Origin of the sequence: Saccharibacillus sp. WB 17, from assembly GCF_008634075.2 — a bacterium.
Classification (GTDB): domain Bacteria; phylum Bacillota; class Bacilli; order Paenibacillales; family Paenibacillaceae; genus Saccharibacillus; species Saccharibacillus brassicae.
This window is the reverse complement of record NZ_VPFK02000014.1, coordinates 71,183-90,835: the sequence shown is the minus strand read 5'-3', so window position 1 is coordinate 90,835 and position 19,653 is coordinate 71,183. Positions and strand designations below refer to the sequence as shown.

The 19,653-nt window shown below is 58.0% G+C and carries 18 protein-coding genes; 13 read left to right on the top strand and 5 right to left on the bottom strand.

Going from position 1 to position 19,653, the window contains the following annotated elements:
• Window positions 1–24: 24 nt before the first annotated feature.
• Both FTE24_RS06365 and FTE24_RS06360 read left to right on the top strand, forming a co-directional pair.
• A complete protein-coding gene (locus FTE24_RS06365) occupies window positions 25–1,554 on the top strand; it encodes a phytoene desaturase family protein (protein ID WP_150231680.1) in 1,530 nt (509 codons plus the stop codon).
• A gap of 35 nt (window positions 1,555–1,589) precedes the next feature.
• Window positions 1,590–2,711 carry a glycosyltransferase gene (locus FTE24_RS06360; RefSeq protein WP_337190023.1) on the top strand — a complete coding sequence of 374 codons (1,122 nt, stop codon included), beginning with the start codon at window positions 1,590–1,592 and terminating at the stop codon, window positions 2,709–2,711.
• A 423-nt stretch (window positions 2,712–3,134) separates the two neighbouring features.
• Here the strand turns inward: FTE24_RS06360 and FTE24_RS06355 are convergent, their stop codons facing one another.
• The gene (locus FTE24_RS06355; RefSeq protein WP_150231678.1) at window positions 3,135–3,326 is read right to left on the bottom strand and encodes a hypothetical protein; all 192 of its coding nucleotides are present in this window, start codon (window positions 3,324–3,326) and stop codon (window positions 3,135–3,137) included.
• A gap of 160 nt (window positions 3,327–3,486) precedes the next feature.
• Here FTE24_RS06355 and FTE24_RS06350 point away from each other — a divergent pair, with 160 nt between their 5' ends.
• Together FTE24_RS06350 and FTE24_RS06345 are read left to right on the top strand one after the other, a co-directional pair.
• Entirely contained in the window at window positions 3,487–4,419 is a 933-nt protein-coding gene (locus FTE24_RS06350) for an AraC family transcriptional regulator (RefSeq protein WP_150231676.1), read from the top strand.
• Window positions 4,420–4,563: 144 nt separating this feature from the next.
• Complete coding sequence (locus tag FTE24_RS06345; RefSeq protein WP_150231674.1) at window positions 4,564–5,529, top strand: SDR family oxidoreductase; 966 nt, start codon at window positions 4,564–4,566, stop codon at window positions 5,527–5,529.
• Window positions 5,530–5,745: 216 nt separating this feature from the next.
• On the opposite strand, the gene FTE24_RS06340 is transcribed toward FTE24_RS06345, so the two are convergent.
• The gene (locus FTE24_RS06340) at window positions 5,746–6,594 is read right to left on the bottom strand and encodes an AraC family transcriptional regulator (RefSeq protein ID WP_150231672.1); all 849 of its coding nucleotides are present in this window, start codon (window positions 6,592–6,594) and stop codon (window positions 5,746–5,748) included.
• 187 nt (window positions 6,595–6,781) lie between these two features.
• Between FTE24_RS06340 and FTE24_RS06335 the strand changes: the two genes are divergently transcribed.
• The 3 genes from FTE24_RS06335 to FTE24_RS06325 all read left to right on the top strand — a co-directional run bounded on the left by FTE24_RS06335 (window position 6,782) and on the right by FTE24_RS06325 (window position 11,981).
• Complete coding sequence (locus FTE24_RS06335) at window positions 6,782–8,839, top strand: beta-galactosidase (RefSeq protein WP_150231670.1); 2,058 nt, start codon at window positions 6,782–6,784, stop codon at window positions 8,837–8,839.
• 188 nt (window positions 8,840–9,027) lie between these two features.
• Window positions 9,028–11,247, top strand: a complete 2,220-nt coding sequence (locus tag FTE24_RS06330) for a bifunctional diguanylate cyclase/phosphodiesterase (protein WP_160441680.1) — start codon at window positions 9,028–9,030, stop codon at window positions 11,245–11,247.
• Between the two features lie 134 nt (window positions 11,248–11,381).
• A complete protein-coding gene (locus FTE24_RS06325) occupies window positions 11,382–11,981 on the top strand; it encodes a restriction endonuclease (RefSeq protein WP_237401668.1) in 600 nt (199 codons plus the stop codon).
• Between the two features lie 108 nt (window positions 11,982–12,089).
• Here the strand turns inward: FTE24_RS06325 and FTE24_RS06320 are convergent, their stop codons facing one another.
• Window positions 12,090–12,626: a CGNR zinc finger domain-containing protein gene (locus FTE24_RS06320; RefSeq protein ID WP_160441679.1), complete on the bottom strand. Its 537-nt coding sequence runs from the start codon at window positions 12,624–12,626 to the stop codon at window positions 12,090–12,092.
• Between the two features lie 149 nt (window positions 12,627–12,775).
• Between FTE24_RS06320 and FTE24_RS06315 the strand changes: the two genes are divergently transcribed.
• A complete protein-coding gene (locus FTE24_RS06315) occupies window positions 12,776–14,050 on the top strand; it encodes an MFS transporter (protein WP_150231664.1) in 1,275 nt (424 codons plus the stop codon).
• A 213-nt stretch (window positions 14,051–14,263) separates the two neighbouring features.
• On the top strand, window positions 14,264–14,776 hold the full coding sequence (locus FTE24_RS06310) for a GNAT family N-acetyltransferase (protein WP_160441678.1): 513 nt from the start codon (window positions 14,264–14,266) through the stop codon (window positions 14,774–14,776).
• A gap of 159 nt (window positions 14,777–14,935) precedes the next feature.
• Here FTE24_RS06310 and FTE24_RS06305 read toward each other — a convergent pair whose 3' ends face one another.
• Complete coding sequence (locus tag FTE24_RS06305; protein WP_150231660.1) at window positions 14,936–15,901, bottom strand: LacI family DNA-binding transcriptional regulator; 966 nt, start codon at window positions 15,899–15,901, stop codon at window positions 14,936–14,938.
• A gap of 171 nt (window positions 15,902–16,072) precedes the next feature.
• On the opposite strand from FTE24_RS06305, the gene FTE24_RS06300 reads away from it, so the two are divergent.
• Complete coding sequence (locus FTE24_RS06300; protein ID WP_150231658.1) at window positions 16,073–17,419, top strand: 6-phospho-beta-glucosidase; 1,347 nt, start codon at window positions 16,073–16,075, stop codon at window positions 17,417–17,419.
• A gap of 118 nt (window positions 17,420–17,537) precedes the next feature.
• Here the strand turns inward: FTE24_RS06300 and FTE24_RS06295 are convergent, their stop codons facing one another.
• Window positions 17,538–18,218 carry a GntR family transcriptional regulator gene (locus tag FTE24_RS06295; protein WP_150231656.1) on the bottom strand — a complete coding sequence of 227 codons (681 nt, stop codon included), beginning with the start codon at window positions 18,216–18,218 and terminating at the stop codon, window positions 17,538–17,540.
• Window positions 18,219–18,423: 205 nt separating this feature from the next.
• On the opposite strand from FTE24_RS06295, the gene FTE24_RS06290 reads away from it, so the two are divergent.
• The 3 genes from FTE24_RS06290 (at window position 18,424) to trxA (ending at window position 19,643) form a co-directional block, all read left to right on the top strand.
• The gene (locus FTE24_RS06290) at window positions 18,424–18,873 is read left to right on the top strand and encodes an OsmC family protein (RefSeq protein ID WP_160441677.1); all 450 of its coding nucleotides are present in this window, start codon (window positions 18,424–18,426) and stop codon (window positions 18,871–18,873) included.
• 33 nt (window positions 18,874–18,906) lie between these two features.
• Entirely contained in the window at window positions 18,907–19,242 is a 336-nt protein-coding gene (locus FTE24_RS06285; protein ID WP_150231651.1) for a thioredoxin family protein, read from the top strand.
• Window positions 19,243–19,328: 86 nt separating this feature from the next.
• Window positions 19,329–19,643, top strand: a complete 315-nt coding sequence (gene trxA / locus FTE24_RS06280; protein WP_150231650.1) for a thioredoxin — start codon at window positions 19,329–19,331, stop codon at window positions 19,641–19,643.
• The last annotated feature ends 10 nt before the right edge of the window (window positions 19,644–19,653 follow it).

Sequence of the window (19,653 nt, the reverse complement as noted above, 5' to 3'; positions counted from 1 at the left end):
GAGACGGAAATGAGGGTTCTTGGCATGAGTAAAAAGGTCATCGTCATCGGAGGAGGTGTAGCGGGGCTTGCTGCGGCTATCCGGCTGCAGCATGCCGGTTACCGGGTAGAGATCTATGAAAAAGGGTCCACGCCCGGCGGCAAAATGAATCGGATCGAACTGGACGGAGGCTACAAATTCGATCTGGGACCGAGTATCGTCATGATGCCGGAACTGTACCGGGAAATTTTCGAAGTGTGCGGCCGCAATCCGGACGATTACATTCCGATGGAGCGGCTGGACCCGATTTACCGGGCTTATTTTAGCGATATTCCCGACCAGCCGTTCGATATTTCCTCCGACCTCACCAAGCTGACCCAAACAATCGAAGCGATGAGCGAAGAAGATACGGCCGGTTTTTTTCGATATTTGCATGAGATTTACCAGAAATTCATTATTGCCAAGCGTTATATTTTGCCGAGACCTTTCCGCAAACGGAGCGACTTTTATAACCTGGCGATGCTGAAAAAAGCGTTGAAGCTCAAACCGTACGACACCGCGGACAAATTTGTCGGTCGGTATATCAAAAACAAGCGGTTGAGACAGATGATCAGTTTTCAAACGTTGTATATCGGCATCTCTCCGCTGACCAGCCCTTCTTTTTATACGATGATTCCGATGCTGCAATTTTTGTACGGAGTCTGGTTTATCAAAGGCGGCATGTATACGATGGCTTTGTCGATGGAAAGGCTGTTCAAAGAGCTCGGCGGAGTCGTTCATTACGGGCAGGACGTGCAGCAGATCTCGATTCAGAATCAACAAGCGGAAGGGATCGTCGTGGGCGGGCAAAAGATCGCTTCGGATTACGTCGTGTGCAACGCCGATTTCCCGTACGCGATCAAAAATCTGGTGCAGGACAAGCCTTCCAAAGGCAAACATACCGACAAAAAAGTGGACAGCATGAAATATTCGTGTTCCTGCTTCCTGCTCTATCTCGGCATGGACCGAAAGTACGAAGAAATCGAACATGTGCACAATTTTATGTTCAACGAGAACCTCGACCAGAATCTCAAAGATATTTTTGACGGCAAAAAACTGACGAATGCTTCTTTCTACGTGTACATCGCTTCGAAAATGGATGCGTCTCTGGCGCCCGAAGGCAAAGAGGGGTTGTATATTCTGATGCCGGTATCGAATGTGGCCGAATCCAAGTACGAATGGAACGAAGAGACGGTGTCTTATTATCGCGGGTACATCCTGAACGAGTTGAAGAAGATACGCGGCTTTGAAAATATCGAGAACGAGATCGTGGCCGAAACGCATACGACGCCGCTGGATTTCAGTTCCAGGTTCAATGCGCATCACGGCGCCGCGTTCGGGCTGCAGCCTATTCTCAAGCAGAGCAACCACTACCGCCCGCAGAGCAAAGCGAGCGATTGCGAGCATCTGTACTTTACTGGAAGCAGCACGCATCCCGGCGCCGGCGTTCCGATCGTGCTTCTGTCGGCTCGCATCGCCGCCCAGGAATTGATCCAGGACGATACGGGCAATATCTTTGATTATTCGGTGCAATGAAGAAGAGGATAACGAAGAACAAGGACTAAAGAAAGGTGGCGAAAATCATAACGGTTGTGGACCTTATCAAACTTGGGATCGGACTTGCGGCAGTCGTGGCCGGCTTCCTCGTATTCCGGTCGCTGCCGGTGCCGGCGTCTTCTTCCTCCGGTGCCGTGTCCGGCCTGCCGTTTCTGTCCATTATCGTGCCGGCCAGAAACGAAGCGGGCCGTATCGTGCCGCTGCTGAAGTCGCTGCAGGAGCAGCGGTTCACCGCATTCGAGATTCTCGTCGTGGACGACGACTCGTCCGACGGGACCGCCGCCATCGCGGCAAGCTACGGGGCCACCGTGCTGCGCAACAAGGGGTCGGGCAAATCGTCCGCCTGCTGGTACGGCGCCGAACAGGCCCAAGGAAGCTGGTTATTGTTTTTGGACGCCGATACCCGGTTCGAAAGCGCGGACGGATTAAGCCATCTGCTGCATTTTTATCGGGAAAAAGGGGCCAGAGGCATTACCGCGCTCCAGCCTTTTCATACGGTAGAGCGTTTGTACGAATACATCTCTATCGTGTTTAACATCATTGTCGTAGTCGGGATGAACCTGTTTACGGTGTGGGGATCGCGCTTCAAAACGGCCGGTTCGTTCGGCCCGTGCATTTTATGCAATCGCGACGATTACTTTGTGTCCGGCGGGCATAAAAAAATCGAAGGCGCCATCATGGACGATCTGGCGCTGGGCGAAGCATTTCTCGAACAGGATCTTCCTGTTCGCTGCCTCGGCGGCAAAGGCATTCTGTCTTTCCGCATGTACCCGGAAGGCGTCGGCAGCCTGATCGAAGGTTGGTGTAAAAGCTTTGCCGTCGGGTCCAAATCGACGCATCCGGCCGTCATGCTGCTGGTCATCTTCTGGATTGCCGGCAGCTTTATCTCTGCCGCGGCCCTGATCTCGGCTCTGGTCTCATGGAATCCGGCCGCGATCGCGCTCAGCGCAGGCTTGTATCTTCTGTATGCGATCCAGACCGCCGTGTTTGCCGGCAGGATCGGCAATTTCCACAAAGCGGTGTTTGCGGTTCATCCGATTTGGTTTGCGTTTTTTGCAGGCATCTATTTGTATTCCTTCATCCGCGTGAACGTTTTCCATTCCGTGAGTTGGAAAGGGCGCAAGATCAAGGTGTGAATGCCGTAGGGGCGGCCGGCGTGTACGGTATCGGCGGGCTGGCCGCAGCGTGCCGGACGCCGGACGATTTGTCCTGAACTTTGGTCGACGCTTTGAGAGAAAATCTAAGAGATGTGTGGTTAAGGCTCCTTTCGGAGTCTTTTTTCTTGTTTGAGGGGGATTGGATTAAAAAGTGGGCAAGATGACTGATCTTCTTCAGAACGTCATCCAACTCCAGCCAACAGCCAACTCCCGGAAATAGCTGGATTCACGCAGTTATTTTCGCGCGTTACGATAGTTTGAACGATCAGCTTACCGCCGAAACGGCTTTCAACAAGCCGTTCCGGCCTGCAGCGGGAAAAAATCCGGATTAGCTTATCCCGAATTTTTCGCATAAAAAAAACGCCCGCAGAGGCATGCAATTGTTGGCTGCCGGGGCGCTTGTTACGTCGTTTTCTTTTTCCAGATGCGTTTGACCGCCCAATGCGGCAGGGTAACGATTTCTTGATCGACATGGATATCGAACATCGACGAGTTTTTGGGATTTGGCGTGCAGACCCCTTCGTAAAACTCGCCGCTGATGGCGTGTAAACGGACAGGCAGCGAAATTTGGATGGCTTGGTTCAAATTGATCAAAATGATGTTCTCCTCCTGCAAATCGTAATGGCTAAGTATACATACCACCAAATTTGCAAAAGGAAACAAATTCCCAGTTCTGTTCGCCTTTTTTATTTGCAAATTCGAACTGTGGTAAAATAAACATCAAAACGATTCGACAGGAGCTGTATGCCGGACCATGAACAAAGGGAGCGAATATGCGATGGAGCACAAGCGGGAACGGGCGCAGGAAGAGACGGTACGGCTGGCCCGACTGATCGATGCCCATATGAAGCGGGACGGAACCGCCGCCGCGCGTATTCCGGGCGTCTATTTTAACCGGTACTCGCAGGAAGAACCGTCCGCTTACCTGCATACGATGTATTGGCCGACCGTAGGCATCGCGGCGCAGGGCAAAAAGATCATCCGGATCGGCGAAGAAACGGTCGAATATGAAGGAGCCCGGCTGCTCGTCGCGCCGGTCGCGCTCCCGGTGGCGATTCGGACCGTGCAGGCAAGTCCGTCCGAACCTTTTCTGGCCGTCGGGCTCTATCTCGATCCGCAGAAGATCGCGGCTCTGGTGCCGAGCGTGTACCCGGACGGCCTGCCGAATATCGAACAGCGCAGTCCGAGCTACGCGTTGGAAGCCGAACCCGCGCTGATCGCAGCCATGTCCCGCCTCGTCTCGTGCCTGGACGACGCCGTCGACGACGAGCTGCTGATCTCGCTGGCCGAGAACGAAATCTTTATCCGCCTGCTGCGCAGTCCGATCGGCGTCTACGTGGCGGAGACGGTGCTGGCCGGATCGAGCGTCCAGCGCGTCGCCAAAGCGATCGACTGGCTGCGGAACCATTATGCGGAGTCGTTCAAAATCGCGGAACTCGCGGACAGGGTCCATTTGAGCGAATCGTCGTTTCGCGAACATTTCAAATCGGTCACCGGCGTCAGCCCGCTGCAATACCAGAAAGCGCTTCGCCTTCAGGAAGCGCGGCGGCTGATGCTGTCCGGCGAAAGGGACGCGATGACCGCCTGCCGGTTGGTCGGCTACATCAGCGATTCGCAGTTCAGCCGCGATTACAGCCGCTTTTTCGGCAGTCCGCCCAGTCGCGACATCGCCAAATGGAGATCGTAAGCGCCGCGCGCAGACGCCCCGAATCGGGCAAGAAGCGGCGCGGAACGGTCAATCGTGGCCTCGTTTTTCCTACTATAGTAAGAACAAGCTCAAATCGTTCGTGCGATTTGTCAAAAAAGGTTGTTCATACTAGGAGGATATACGATGCGTGTGTTGGTTACGGGAGCAAGCGGATTTATCGGGTCGGCCGTCGTACGGGAACTGCTCGGCAGCGGACATGAAGTCGTAGGGCTCGTTCGTTCGCGGGAAGCGGCGCAGCGGCTTGAAGAGATCGGCGCGGCGGCGGTTCGGGGTTCGGTCGAACGGACGGACGTGCTGCGCCAAGCGGCGGACGGCATGGATGCGGTCATCCATACGGCGTTTTTCCATAAATTTACGCATGCGGGGCTGTCGACGCGGCTGCGGATCGCGCTCGGGGGCAGTCCGCGGCAGGCGCCCGCGCGCTTCATGGCGGCGGCGATCAACGCGGAGCGGCGCGCGATCGGGATCTTCGGCGCGGCGCTGTCTGCCAAGCAGGGGGCGCTCGTGATCGCGATGCCGACGATGACGCTTGCTCCGGGTCGGCTGGCGACCGAAGAAGACTTCGCGGACCCCGGTTCGGTCGGCGGCGGCCGAGCGGCTTCGGAACAAGCGCTGCTGGCGCAGGCGGAACGCGGCATCCGGGCTTCGATCGTGCGGCTGCCGCCGATCGTGTACGGCCGGGAAGACCGGAGCGGCCTGCTGCCTTCGCTAATTGCAATCGCCAAGCGGACCGAATCGGCGGCGTACATCGGGGACGGACAGAATCGTTGGCCGTCGGTTCATCGGCTGGATGCGGCGCGGCTGTTCCGCTTGGCCGCGGAGCAGGGAGCCGCAGGCGCGAGGTACCATGCGATCGCCGACGAAGGCATGGCTTTTGCGGACCTTGCCGAAGCGATCGGCCGGGAGGTCGGCAGGCCGGCGCAATCGATTGGCGCGAATCAGGCCGCGGCGCAGTTCGGTTGGCTGAGCCCTTTTGCGGCGGCCGACAATCCCGTATCGGCCGAGCTTACGAGCTCGCGGCTGGGCTGGGAGCCGATGCAGCGCAGCCTGACGGACGAGCTGAAGCAGGGATACGATTTCGGCGCGTGAAAGGCGCGAGAAAAAGGCTCGTAACGGGCTCGTCAAGGTCTCGTAAAAGGTTCGTAAAGCGCTCGTGAAAGGCTCGTAAAGAACTCGTAAAGCCGGCCGAGCGTCCTAACTTTAGCGGCCGGCCTCTTTTGGCCCGCTGAATCCGCTTAACCCGCTTGGCCCACTTAACCCGCTTGGCTCGCTTGGCCCGCTCAGCCCGTTCGGCCCGTTCGGGGATTAAGCCCGCCGGCTCAACCGGAAGCGCTCCGGCGTTGTGCGCTCCAGCTTGCGGAAGCAGTGGATAAAGTAGCTGCTTCGCGAAAAGCCGGACGCCGCCGCGATTTCCTGGACGGTGAGCGAAGACGATACCAGCAGATGCTTGGCGTGCAGCACCCGCGATTCGAGCAGGTAAGCACTCGGCGTGCGGCCCATGAGCTGGTGGAATTTGCGGCTGAAGTAAGGCACGCTGTAGCCGGTCAAGGCGGCGACCTCGCTCATGGACAGCGCAGCGTCCGTGCAGCGGCTGCGGATATGGTCGGCGGCCGCACGGATGCCCGGAATCGACGGATCGCTGGGCACCGCAAGCGGCGACGCCCGGTTGACGAGATGCAGCAGCAGCTCGTACAGCCGCGCCGACGCTTCCGCTTCCCGGTCGCGGTCGACAGACCGGCCGAGCCGGAGCAGCCCGTCCATGCAGAGCATGACCGCGGACAGGTCGGGCATGCGGAACAGCCACGGTTCGCCTAATCCGCGGCCGCCGAGCAGCCGGTCGGCGGACGGGCAGGCGAAATGGACCCAGCGGATATTCCACGGATCGGCCGTGCCCGACGCGTAGCGCTGCGCGAGGCCGGGGCCGTACAGAAAGCCGCAGCCCGCGCCCAGTTCGAACGTGCCGTTAGCGGCATGAACGGTGCCTGTGCCGCCGAGAATCAGATGCAGATTGTACAGGCTGTTCAGCTGGAGGTCGTCGCTTCGGGCGGGCCGATCTACCGCGTGCGAAGGATGCTCGCTGTAGCCGCCGACGAAGTCCGGGTAACAGAGCAGATGCGGAGAAGAAGGCGTCGGGAAAAAAAGATGTTCCTGCATGGTTGAGCTCCTTTGGAGTAGAAGAAATGAATGCTATGCCTGAACGGATTATACCATCGCAAAGGGATGATCATAACGCTGCAATCGCAAAAAAATGGTATCGGCGCAAGAACCCGTTATATCGCATGAGGCCGAATCCGCTTACAATACAGGCAGGACTCATTAACGAAAACGGAGGAATATCCCGATGGTCAAATCGATTCGCCTGAAGCAGCTGGAACTCGGCGTGTGCTATTACCCGGAACATTGGCAGGAAGAACTGTGGGAAGACGATTTCAGACGCATGCGCGAGCTGAAGATGTCGACGATCCGCGTCGGCGAATTCGCCTGGGCGCTGCTTGAGCCGCAAGAAGGCGTGTTCGAATTCGGCCTGTTCGACCGGGCGCTGGATGCCGCGCATCGCTACGCGCTCAAGGTCATTCTCGGCACGCCTACGGCAACGCCGCCCGCCTGGCTGACGCACAAGTATCCCGAAGTGCTGAACGCCGCGCAGGACGGGACGTTATACCGTCACGGCATGCGCCGCCATTATAACTACAACAGCCCCAAGTACCGGGAACTGTGCGCGATCATTACCCGGGAAATGGCCGTGCATTTCCAAGACCATCCGGCGGTCGTCGGCTGGCAGCTCGACAACGAATTCAACTGCGAGACGAACGTCTTCTACGCCGAAGCCGATCACGCCGCGTTCCGGGCCTGGGCGCGCCGCAAATATTCCACGCTGGACGCGCTGAACGAAGCGTGGGGAACGGTCGTCTGGAGCCAGACGTATACCGATTGGGAGCAGGTGCATCTGCCGCGCCCGACCGTGGCCGATTCGCCGAACCCGCATCTGGCACTGGACGAGAAACGGTTCATCTCGGACAGCGTGCTGGAATTCGCTCAGATTCAGGCCGATATTGTGCGGGAAGCCGCTCCCGGCCATTACGTCACGACCAACGGCATGTTCGGGCATCTGGACAGCCATGCGCTGACGGATTCGATGCTGGACTTTTTCTCGTACGATTCGTATCCGCAGTTCGCCAGCATTTCCGGGAGTACGGAAGAAAAGCCGCTGTCGGACCGCAAATGGAGTCTCAATCTGAGCGCCGTGCGCGACGTATCGCCGAACTTCTGCGTCATGGAGCAGCAGGCCGGACCCGGCGGCTGGGTGAACCGGATGAAGATGCCGTCTCCGCGTCCGGGGCAGATGCGGCTGTGGACGTATCAATCGGTGCTGCACGGCGCCGATCTGGTCTTGTATTTCCGCTGGCGCACGGCGACGGTCGGCACGGAAATCTACTGGCACGGCTTGAACGACTATGCCAATCGTCCGAACCGCCGGGTGTGGGAAGCGGGCGAAGTCGGCCGGGAGTTTGCGGCAATCGGCGGGAAGATCGCGGGCACGACGTACCGGGCCGACGTGGCGATTCTGCGCGATTACGACAACGAATGGGACGGCGAATTCGATATTTGGCACGGTCCGCTGACCGGGCGCAGCGCCCATGCCTGGTACAAGCAGCTTCAGTACCGGCATATTCCGGTCGATCTGGTCTACCTGCGGACGCAGGCCCAAGACCAACTGGCAGTGCTGCAAAAATACAAAGTGCTGATCTATCCGCATGCCGCGATTCTGACGCCGGAGACGGCCGGGCTGCTGAGCGCTTATGTCGAGAGCGGCGGAAAGCTGATCTTCGGCGCGCGCACGGGGTACAAGGACGAGCGGGGACAATGTCCGATGCAGCCGATGCCGGGACCGGTAGCGCAGCTGTGCGGCATTACGGTCGAAGATTTTACGGCGATCGCCGGCACGGCCGCAGCCCCGGCGCTGCGCTGGACGCAGGGCGGCAGCGGACCGGAGGCTTGGGCCGAAGGGTTCAACGACATTTTGGCGGTGGAAGATCCGGCGGTCGAGGTGATGGCGGAATACGCGGAAGAGTATTATGCGGGCCGTCCTGCGCTGACGAAGCGCCGTCACGGCGCCGGCGAAGCGTGGTATTACGGGGCGGCTTTCAGCGAACCGGTCGTGGACGGTATCCTCGACCTGCTGGACGTACAATCGCCGACCGCGGACTGGCTGAGCGTGCCGGAACAGGTCGAGATCGGCATCCGGGCGGACGATCATCGCTCTTATGTGTTCCTGCTCAATTACGGAGCGGCTCCGGCGGCGATCGTGCTAAGCGAACGCCGGACCGAGCTGCTGGGCGGAACGCAAATCGAAGGCCGGGTAGAGATTCCGGCTTACGGCGTCTTGATTTTGGAATAAAGGCATTCTGCTGCCTGCGCTTGGCGTCGTCTTACACAAACAAAAACCGAGAATTCCCGGCAGTTGACGGGCGTTCCCGGTTTTTTTATTTTGCGCCGACAGGACACGTCCCCTTTTGAAGAGAATGTGTTACAATAGTCCCTTTTAAAGGTATTGAGATAGAGAAGCAATCCGAAAGGTAGATGACCATGAGCGGAATAGAAGAAAATCCGGATACGTCGCATCCCTTGTTCGAAGAAGCACAGCAAATTTACCGTTCTTTGTACATCTACAGCACGGAGGCGGTGTTTCTGCTGTATGCCGACGGACGAATCGCGGACACCAATCCGAGCGGCGAACGGGTAAGCGGTTACGAGCGGGCGGAACTGCTGCGAACCCGATTCAGCAGTTACCTGCTGCCGACCGATCTGCGCCGGGCCAGACGAAGCTTTCGGAAAGTGCTGACGGAAGGCTGTCCCGAGCAGGTCGGATTTTCTTTTCGGTCAAAAACGGGCGGGCTCGTCACGGTCGATGCCAGGGTCGTGCCCGTGCTCAGGCAGGGCGAGGTGATCGGCCTGCTCGGCATATCGCGGGACATTACGCAGCAGGAGCAGGCTGTGCAAATTTTGGACGATCAGAACCGGGTGCTGGAGATGATCGCCAAATCGACTCCGCTGGAAGAGACGCTCGACAAACTGCTGCGGATGACGGAATACCAGACGGGGGCGAAATGTTCGATTTTGCGCTACGATCCGAGCCGCAACGCGCTGTTTCATCTGGCCGCGCCAAGCCTGCCTCGGGACTATTTGCGCACGATCGACGGCATCTCCGCGGACGAACGGGGCGGTTCGTGCGGGGCTTCCGTGCTGCGCAAAGAAATCGTGATCGTCGAAGATATCCAGCGCAGCGAAGTGTGGGAAAAATATAGGACGGTAGCGCTCAAATACAATTTGTGCGCCAGTTGGTCGCTCCCGATGCTGGACGGCGAAGGCGAAGCGCTCGGGACGTTCGCCATGTATTACGAGCAGGTGCGCCTGCCGACCGAAAAAGAACTGGAGCTGACCCGCAAAGTGTGTTATTTGGCGAAGCTTGCGATCGAGCAGAACCGCTCCGACGCCATGATCTACCGGATGGCTTACCATGATAGTCTGACCGGCCTGCCGAACCGGCGCTTTTTCCAGGAGAAGCTGAGCGAGACGATCCGGCAGGTGGAGGCGGACGGGCTCAAACTGGCCATCTTGTATCTGGATCTCGACCGCTTCAAAATGGTCAACGATTCGCTCGGCCACGGTTCGGGAGACGAGCTGCTCGTCGAAATCGCCCGGCGGCTCGGCGCTTCGCTCGGCCCGGACAAATTCGTGGCCCGGCACGGAGGCGACGAATTCGTCGTCCTGCTGATCGACGGGCAGGTGCCGGAGAGCGAGCTGATCGCCCAGCGCATTCTCGACATCTTCATTCGGCCGTTCGAGGTCGGCGGGTACGAACTGTTCGTCACGCCGAGTATCGGCATCAGCATCTACCCCGAGCACGGCGCGGACGCGGCGGCGCTGCTGCAAAACGCCGATGCCGCCATGTATGCGGCCAAAGAAGCCGGCAAAGACACGTATGCCGTCTACGACGCGCATAGCGAGACGCAGGACGGAGCGCGCATCCTGCTTGAGAACGACCTGCGCAAATCGCTCGAACGCCGCGAGCTGCAGCTGTTCTATCAGCCGCAGGTGTCGCTGTTTCCGACGCGGCGGATCGGGGCCGAAGCGCTGCTGCGCTGGCATCGCGGGCAATCCGAATGGATCTCGCCGGGCGATTTCATCCCGCTTGCCGAAGAAACGGGCCTGATTCTCCAGATCGGCGAATGGGTCATCCGGGAAGCGTGCAGGCAGGGCAAGCAGTGGATCGATGCCGGATACGAACCTTTCATTATGGCCGTCAATCTGTCTCCGCGTCAGTTCAGGCAGTCCGGGCTGGTCGACCTGATTCGCAGCATTTTGCGCGAGACCGGGTATCCGCCCGAATATTTGGAACTCGAAGTGACCGAAGGCATGACGCTGGACGTGGAATCGGCTTCGGGCAAAATGCGGCAGCTGCGCGATCTCGGCGTCCAGATTTCGATCGACGATTTCGGTACGGGCTACAGTTCGCTCAATTACCTGAAGCGCCTGCCGATCAGCCGGCTCAAAGTCGACCGCTCTTTCGTCCGCGATATCGAGACCGATCTGGGCGACCGCGATATCGTCAAAGCGATTATCGCGATGGCGCATAACCTCAAGATTACGGTAATCGCCGAAGGTGTCGAGAACGAAGACCAGCTCGCTTTTCTGGAAGCGAACGGCTGCGACGAGATTCAGGGTTACCTGTTCGGGCGCCCGGTTCCGCCGGACGAGTTCGAACGAGGGATGACGGTTCAGGAAACGGGCGGCCGCAAATCGTAGTCTGGACGCATCCGCCGCGCAAAGACGCGAAAAATCTCTTTTTAATTCAGACAAATTAAGGAAGAAACCCTCATGTTGGTGTATACTGGATCATGCTGCGGCAAGCAAGCATTGGACATAGCGGAGGGGTTCGGTTGGCCAGAAGAAAAAGCAAAGCCAAACAGCAGGAAGAATTTTTGCAGGGAGTGATGGGACTGTCGGCGGTCGTGCCGGGACTTGCGACGCTGCATTTCACGCAATCGTGGCAGATCGCGGCCGGCGTCGGCGCAGCCGGATTTATCGTGGCCGTCTTCATCCTGATCAACGTCAGACTCGCGCGTTCGGCGCGGCTCAAGCGTTCCGGCATCGGCGAGATCGACCGGATGGACGGGGTCCGCTTCGAGCAGTATTTGGGCCATCTGTTCCGGTCGCAGGGCTTCAGAGCCGAAGTGACGCAGGCCCGGGGCGATTACGGCGCCGATCTGGTGCTGACGCAGGGCAATCGGCGGATCGTCGTGCAGGCCAAACGGTATACCAAAAACGTCGGGCTCAAAGCGGTGCAGGAAGTGCAGAGCGCCAAAGCGCATTACCGGGCGAACGAAGCGTGGGTCGTGACCAACAGCCAGTACACGGAACAGGCGAAGAAGCTGGCCAGGTCCAACAACGTGCGGCTGATCGCGCGCGACGAACTGGTCGAGATGCTGCTGGCAATGAAGGCGGGAACTGCCGCGGCCGCCAAGCGAACGAGCGCTTAGGCTGTTGCTGGCACAGGCCGGAACCTGTATGCAAACCGAAAAACCAAACGGATCGGATCAAGGATCGAGCATCCTGCTTCGGTCCTGTTTGCCGTTTCGCCGCATTGGTCAATGCTTGTCCCGATGACGCCTTACGCGTGCCACGTTGCCGCAAGTGTCGCTGCTGCACCATTGACGCCTGCCGTTTTTCGTATCGTCGTAAAAGACCCACTTGCACACGCTGTTCCGGCAAATTTTGACGCGCTGAATCCGATTTTCCGCACAGAGGCTCGCAAACGACAAAGCCGCTTCGGCGAGAAAAGCGTCCCAGTTTTGTTCGGCGGGAACGTGCTCCAACTTGTACTCGCCGTTTTGCCGGATCAAACCCGGGTGTCTGGGGGCACAAGCCATGTACGCGTTCAACCGATTCAATTGAGCGTCCGTGACCGGTTCACCCGCGGTGGTCAAATCCAGCATGTCGCGCAGCAGCGCACGCAAATGTTTGAGCTGTTCGAGCTGCTTGGCGTCCGGCGCCGCATAAGCGTTCCAATCTTCCAAAAACGCCGAGAGCCAGCTTGCATAATCCAATCGGTCTTCGGATCGGGTGCCCAGATGGTCGTACCACATCGAATTGACGACTTCTACCGCCAATAGGCGTTCGCCCATCTTCATTCGCCTCCTTAAAGTTCGCCGTTGATTTTTATCAGTTTACCATGTAATGTGTAAAATTGAAATAAGACATTACATAGTGAGGTTATTTTTTTATGAATTTGTAATGGTTAAAAGTTATTTAAAACATTACGAAGGAGCGGCGTATGAAAAAGAAAACGATAGGGAAACAGACAGGATTGTCGGGCAATCGGGATTTTGCGGTATTCTGGTTCGGAGAGACGCTGGCCATGTTCGGAGGACGGATTACGCTGCTGGCGATTCCGTTTGTTGCCGCTTTGACGCTGGGCGCCACGCCGCTTCAAATGGGGATGCTCAACGCGGTACAGATTCTGCCTTATCTGCTCCTGACGCTGCCGGCAGGCGTATGGATCGACCGTATGCGCAAGCGACCGCTGATGTTGACGGCCAATCTGGTCCGCGCGCTGCTGCTGTCGTTCATTCCTGCCGCGTACGCACTCGATCTGCTCGGCATGGGCATGTTGTACGCGTGCGGATTTGGGATCGGGGCTTGCACGCTCGTATTCGACCTGGCATATCAGTCGTATCTGCCTGCGCTGGTCGGAAGGAAAGACCTGGTAGAAGGAAACAGCAAACTGGAAATCAGCCGTTCGGCGGCCGAGATCGCCGGTCCCGGGTTGGCCGGGGCCTTGATCGGTATTCTGGCCGCTCCGTTTGCTCTTCTCGTGCATTCCGCCATGCTGCTGATTTCGGCTGCGTCCATAGGCAGGATTCGCCGGATCGAACGAAAGCCAGATCCGCGTCCGCCGGAGCGAGGGATGCTGTTGTCCGAGATTCGGGAAGGTTTATCGCTCGTTTTTCGCAATCCTTATCTCAAAGCCATTGCGGGTGAAGCGACGACCTACAACTTTTTCAGTCAGGTGACCGGCGCCGTGCTGATCTTGTATATCACTCGCGAACTGGGAATCGGGGCCGGGCCGCTCGGATTGATCATGGGCGCAGCCGGAGCCGGTTCGATTCTCGGTTCGCTGCTGGCCGGACCTCTGGCGAAGCGGTTCCGATTGGGGCGGGCGACCTACGTCTCGATGCTGCTCGGCTGCGGCGCCCCAATGCTTGTGCTTTTGACGTACGGATCGGACATGCTTTCCGGGGTCATTTTGTTCGTATCTTTTTTCTTCGGCGGGCTTGGGGTAGTGATCTCCAACATCCATGTCGTCAGCTTGAGGCAAACGGTAACTCCCGATCGCCTGCTCGGACGCATGAATGCGAGTTATCGCTTCGTCGTTACGGGTGCCGCGCCGGTCGGATCGCTGCTGGGCGGCGTTCTCGGCAGTACGTTCGGGCTCCAAACCACGCTGGCTATCGGAGCGGCCGGAACTTTGCTGGCGCTGCTGTGGATCGTGTTCTCGCCGATTCCGAAATTGTCCGCCCTGCCGGAGCCGGCAGAAGGGGAAGGATGAGAGGAAGGATCGATACAGTCTCCGACGCTTATCCTCGTACGCGAGATTTGATCCGGTCGTCCGCGCCTTGAATTTCTTTGAATAATGAAGATTATCGGCCGATATACTTCACTATTTCCGTGTATGTGCATACCGATTCCGGGATACACTGGAACCGGCGAACATAATCGGCGCAGCCGATCCGGTAAACGCACAGAACAGGAGAGAATGGACATGACGATACAGTTGAGAAAAGCGGACGGCACAAACTTCAAAGCGCTGGAACAGATTTACGGATATTCGTTTCCCGAAGAAGAACAGATTACGTATCAGGCGCTGATTGACGTGAGCAACGATACGGATCATCTGTTCTATGCAATTTGTGACGACGAAGCCTTGGTCGGGTTGAATTATCTGATTGTAAAAGAAGACCGGCTCTACGTGCTATATTTGGCAATTGCCGACGGTCACCAAAGCAAAGGCTACGGCAAAGCGGTCATCCGTGAAATCCTGCGCCGGTATCCCGATTATCGGATTTACCTCAATATCGAAGAAGTCGATGCCAAATACGAGAATTATACGCAGCGGGTGAAACGCAAAGATTTTTATCTGTCCTTGGGATTTGAATCGCAGCCTTATCTGTTTACCAATGAAAAAGGGGTCGTGTTGGAGACGCTGGCCGTAAACGGCACGATCGCGTATGAGGAAATGGAAGAGCTGTTCGCTTACTTTGTGCGGTTGGGCTGACGGGAAAGCGTGGCTTCGCCCGAGCGAATGGTAGGTCCGAACGCTGTGTCCTAGTCCTAATGAGCCGAGCGATCCGAATTGCCAAAAAAGCTTCAAAAAAGCCTGACCGGAGCAGCTGAATCCGCCCCGGACAGGCTTTTTTGGCGTTGCGCGAAGAGGTTACGTGGACTGGCGCGCAATCAGTTTGAACGCCAGCTCATGCGTCTGCGGAGCAGGCTGGCCCAGCCGCTCCAACAGGATGGAAAAAGCGTTCTCCGCCTGCTTGTCCGACGGATAATGCACCGTCGACAAATCGAGCAGCCGCGCCAGATCGTTGTTGTCGAAGCCGAGGATGCCGACTTCGCCCGGAACGGAGACGCCGCGGCGCCGCAGTTCGGTCAGCAGCCCGGCCGCCACGTCGTCGTTCGAGCAGGCGATCGCGTCCGGCGGATCGGATTGATCGATCCACCAACGCGCCAGTTCCTCGCCGTCTTCGAGCGACATTTTGCCGTGAAAGTCCGCATGGCCGGATCCGCCGAGTTCGTGCGCCGCCGCAAAGTCCGCGTACGCCCGCATCCGCTGCGGCGTATTCAGCCCCCGCGACGAATACACGTTCAGGATGCGCCGGAACCCGCGCGCATACAGATGTTCCAGTCCGAGCCGGTACCCTTCGTACTGGTCCATGAAGACCGAGGGGATCCGGTCGCTCACGAGACGCTGCCAGGTGACGATCGGTCCGTATTTGGCATACGACTCGATAAAGTTCCATTCGTTGGAGCGGTGCAGGCAGACGAGCGCATCCAACTGCTTGCTGCGCAGCATCTCCAGCGCCACCTTTTCTTTGCCCGGGTCCTGATCCGTCAGAAAAATCATGATATTGAAGCCGTGCCGCTGCGCGATCAGGCTGAACGCTTGAATGAACGAAGTCGAAGACGCCGTATACATGCTGCTGACGACGCCGACGATACGGGTCATGCCTTTTTTGAGGGAAGTGGCATTCGAATTGGGCACATAGTCCAACCGGTCGATCAGATCCTGCACTTTGCGGCGTTTGTCCTCGTTTACGTAAGGATGATTATTGAGTACGCGGGATACGGTGGCGGTGGAGACGCCGGCAAGCCGCGCGATTTCCCGAATATTCGTCATGGGCTTCACCTCTCGTGTAAGCATAGCATAATTCGGCCCGGCCGCGGATTGTTCGCTTTTCCGGAGCCGGCTTGTTGAGAACGTTCCCAAAAGAAGCTTGACCTGTAATGCATGACAGGGATTAAGGTGAATGCAGGAAGCATTCAACCCGAATACGAGGAGGTTTTTTGGATGGAAAAAGGACTGAAAATCGTCACGATCGGCGGAGGATCGAGCTACACGCCGGAATTGATCGAAGGGTTTATCAAGCGTCACGGCGAACTGCCCGTACGCGAACTGTGGCTGGTCGATATCGAAGCCGGCCGGGAGAAGCTGGAGATCGTGGGCGCGATGGCGAAGCGGATGGTGCAAGCGGCCGGCATCGACTGCGAGATCCGTCTGACGCTGGATCGCCGGGAGGCGCTGCAGGGCGCGGACTTCGTCACGACCCAGTTCCGGGTCGGCCTGCTCGACGCGCGGATCAAGGACGAAGCGATTCCGCTCAAGCACGGCATGATCGGGCAGGAGACGAACGGAGCCGGCGGCATGCTTAAAGCGTTCCGGACCGTTCCGGTCGTGCTCGGCATCGTCGAAGACATGAAAGAGCTGTGCCCGAACGCCTGGCTGATCAACTTCACGAACCCGGCCGGCATGGTCACGGAAGCGGTGCTGCGTTACGGACAGTGGGAAAAGGTGATCGGATTGTGCAACGTTCCGGTCATGGCGGTCAAGACGGAATCGGCGCTGCTGCAAAAAGAAGAGTCGGAGCTGTTTTTCAAATTTGCGGGCATCAACCATCTGCATTGGCATCGGGTCTACGACAAGGACGGCAGCGAAGTGACGGCGGAGCTGATCGACAAGCTGTACGGGCCGGAGGCCGATCCGGGCCGAATTGTCGAGAATATTCGCGATATGCGCTTCCTGCCGGAGCAGATCGCCCAGCTCGGCATGCTGCCGTGTCCGTATCATCGCTACTATTACATGACGGATAACATGCTGGAAGAAGAACGCGAAGAAGCGCGGCAGGCGGGCACGCGCGGACAGGTCGTGAAGCAGCTGGAAGAGAGTCTGTTCGAGCTGTACCAGGATCCGAAGCTCGACTACAAACCGAAAGAGCTGGAGCAGCGCGGCGGCGCCTATTACAGCGATGCCGCCTGCGAGACCATCAACGCGATCCATAACAACAAAGGCACGCAGATGGTTGTCAATACGCGCAACCGCGGAGCCATAAGCGATCTGCCGTACGACAGCGCCGTCGAAGTGACCTGCCTCATTACGGCGCACGGCGCGGAGCCGGTCCATTTCGGCGCGTTTCCGCCCGCGCAGCGCGGTCTGCTGCAGGTGATGAAAGCGATGGAGGAACTGACCGTCGAAGCGGCGGTGACCGGCGATTACGCGACGGCGCTTCAGGCGTTCACGCTGAATCCGCTGGTCACGAGCGGCGACGTCGCCAGACTCGTGCTGGACGAACTGCTGGACGCGCATCAAGCGTATCTGCCGCAGTTTTTCGCCCCGAAGCTTGAGAAAGCCGGCGTCTGAGCGGCCCTCAATCAGACCAAGCAGACCAAGCAGGCCCGGCAGGACAAACAGGCTTTTCCCGCAGCGGGAAAAGCCTGTTCACTGTTTGGCGCGGCGCCTCCCTGCGGAGACGCCGCCGTCAGTCGTGCCGCACCAGATTAAGCAGCAGCGGCACGTCGCGGGCCGAGCCGACGGAGATGATGCGTTTGCCGGCTTCGTCGGCGAATCGCTGCAGCTTCTCGGCCAGGTCCGCCCGCGTGACGATCACGTCCGCGGCGCGGATCGCCCGCGTCACTTCTTCTTCCGACAGCGAAGAGATGTCCACGCTTTGCACGTCGGCCGACGTCAGGCGCCTGATTTCGTCCAGATAGAAAATGCAGGAGCTGTCCGTGCATTCGATAAACAGATAGCGCGGCTGCGGCTGCCGGCGTTCTCCGAACAGCTGCACGTAAGCGAAGCCCGACAACAGCACGTCGTCCGGCTTCAGCTTCTCCTGCCGGGCTTGTTCGATCATCTTTTCCGTAAAAGCAAAATGGGGATGGTCCGCCTTGAACCGTTCGATCTGCCGTTCGCCTGCCACCTGCGTGCCGCGGCCTTTTTGCATGAGCAGCAGGCCGTCTTCTTTTAACTGCGTGTAGACGCCCTGAATCGTGTTGCGGTTGATAGACAGCTGATCCGCCAACTGGTTCGTGGAAGGCAGCGCATCGCCGGGTTTGAGCAGCTCTTTGCCGATCAGCCATTTGATCTGTTCCTTGATCTGGACATGGATAGGCAGCGGAGACTGGGGATCGACTCTGAATAAAGGGCTCGACGTTTGCATGGGACACGACCTGCTTTCTGGGTTGCCTATTGATATAGATAAGTTAAGCTTAAAAAAGAATCCGGTAAAAATCAAGCTTTACCGCCTTCGCCTCTTATATTCGGCAGGCTGAACGTTCGTGCTCTCTTGACAACCTCAAGCAAAAGGAATATTCTATATACACAAATGATTATTTAACTAGTTAATTGAAAAGGAGTGAATGAACATGGATCAATCGAAAACGAGTATAAGCACGGTTTGGCACGGAGACCGAAGCGGTCAAGGTACGATCGAGTCCGGTTCCCTGAACGCGCCGATCGCGATTCCGCAGGCGTTCGGCGGAACAGGCGCAGGCACGGAACCGAAAGAACTGCTGCTGGCTTCCGCCTCGGCCTGCTTCACGATGACGCTGATCGGGCTGCTGGAATCGCGCAAGTTGCCTGCCGTCCGCTTGGCGATGAACTCGGAAGTGTCGATTTCGCCGGAAGGGATCATGAAGATGATCCATCGTCCGGAGCTTGTATTTGCCGACGGCACGCCGGACGAGTCGCTGCAGCTTGCCGAGCGGACGTTCGAAGCGGCCGACCGCCAGTGCAGCGTAGGCAATCTGCTCAAGAAAGCCGGCGTCGAGATCGAGATCGAAGGCCGCGTATCGGCCGGCGCCGGCGCTTTCTGAACCGGAATGCAAGATCGAGGAGGTGCAACACGCATGAAAGAAGGGCATGACCTGCATACGGCCCAGGCGATGGACGAGTTCGTCGGACAGCCGGGGCTGCGTTTCCTGTACGTGTCCGCGCCCGATTGCAGCACGTGCCGGGCGCTGCTGCCCAAGCTGCAAGAGCTGCTCGGCGATTATCCCGCGATTGAGTTCGCGCATGTGGACGCCGCCGAGGTCGAAGAAGTCGCGGAACGTTTCCTTATTCTGGCCGCGCCGATTCTGCTGCTGCTGATCGACGGCCGGGAATACCTGCGGGAAGACCGCTTCGTGCGGTTCGGTCCGCTGCGGGAGCGGTTGGACCGCATTCACGAATTGTATGCGGGATGAATCTTGTCCCATCCAATGCCACAACCGTAATTCCATGACTCTAATCCCATAATCCCAATCCCATAACCGTATAGGAGGAATTTATAATGGCTGTTACACATACGTCCGATCAGACTTTTATGCAGGATGTTCAAGACGGGTTGACACTGGTCGACTTTTGGGCGCCGTGGTGCGGCCCGTGCCGGACGATCGCTCCGATTCTGGACGAGCTGGACACCGAACTCGCGGGTTCCGCGCATATCATCAAGCTGAACGTGGACGAGAATCCGCAAATTTCGGGCGCGATCGGCGTGAAAAGTATTCCGGCGTTGGTCCTGTTCAAAAACGGCCAACCTGTCGAAGGCGTCGTCGGCGTACAGAGCAAAAGCGCGTTGAAGCAGATGATCGACAAACATCGCTGATTCTGCGCTT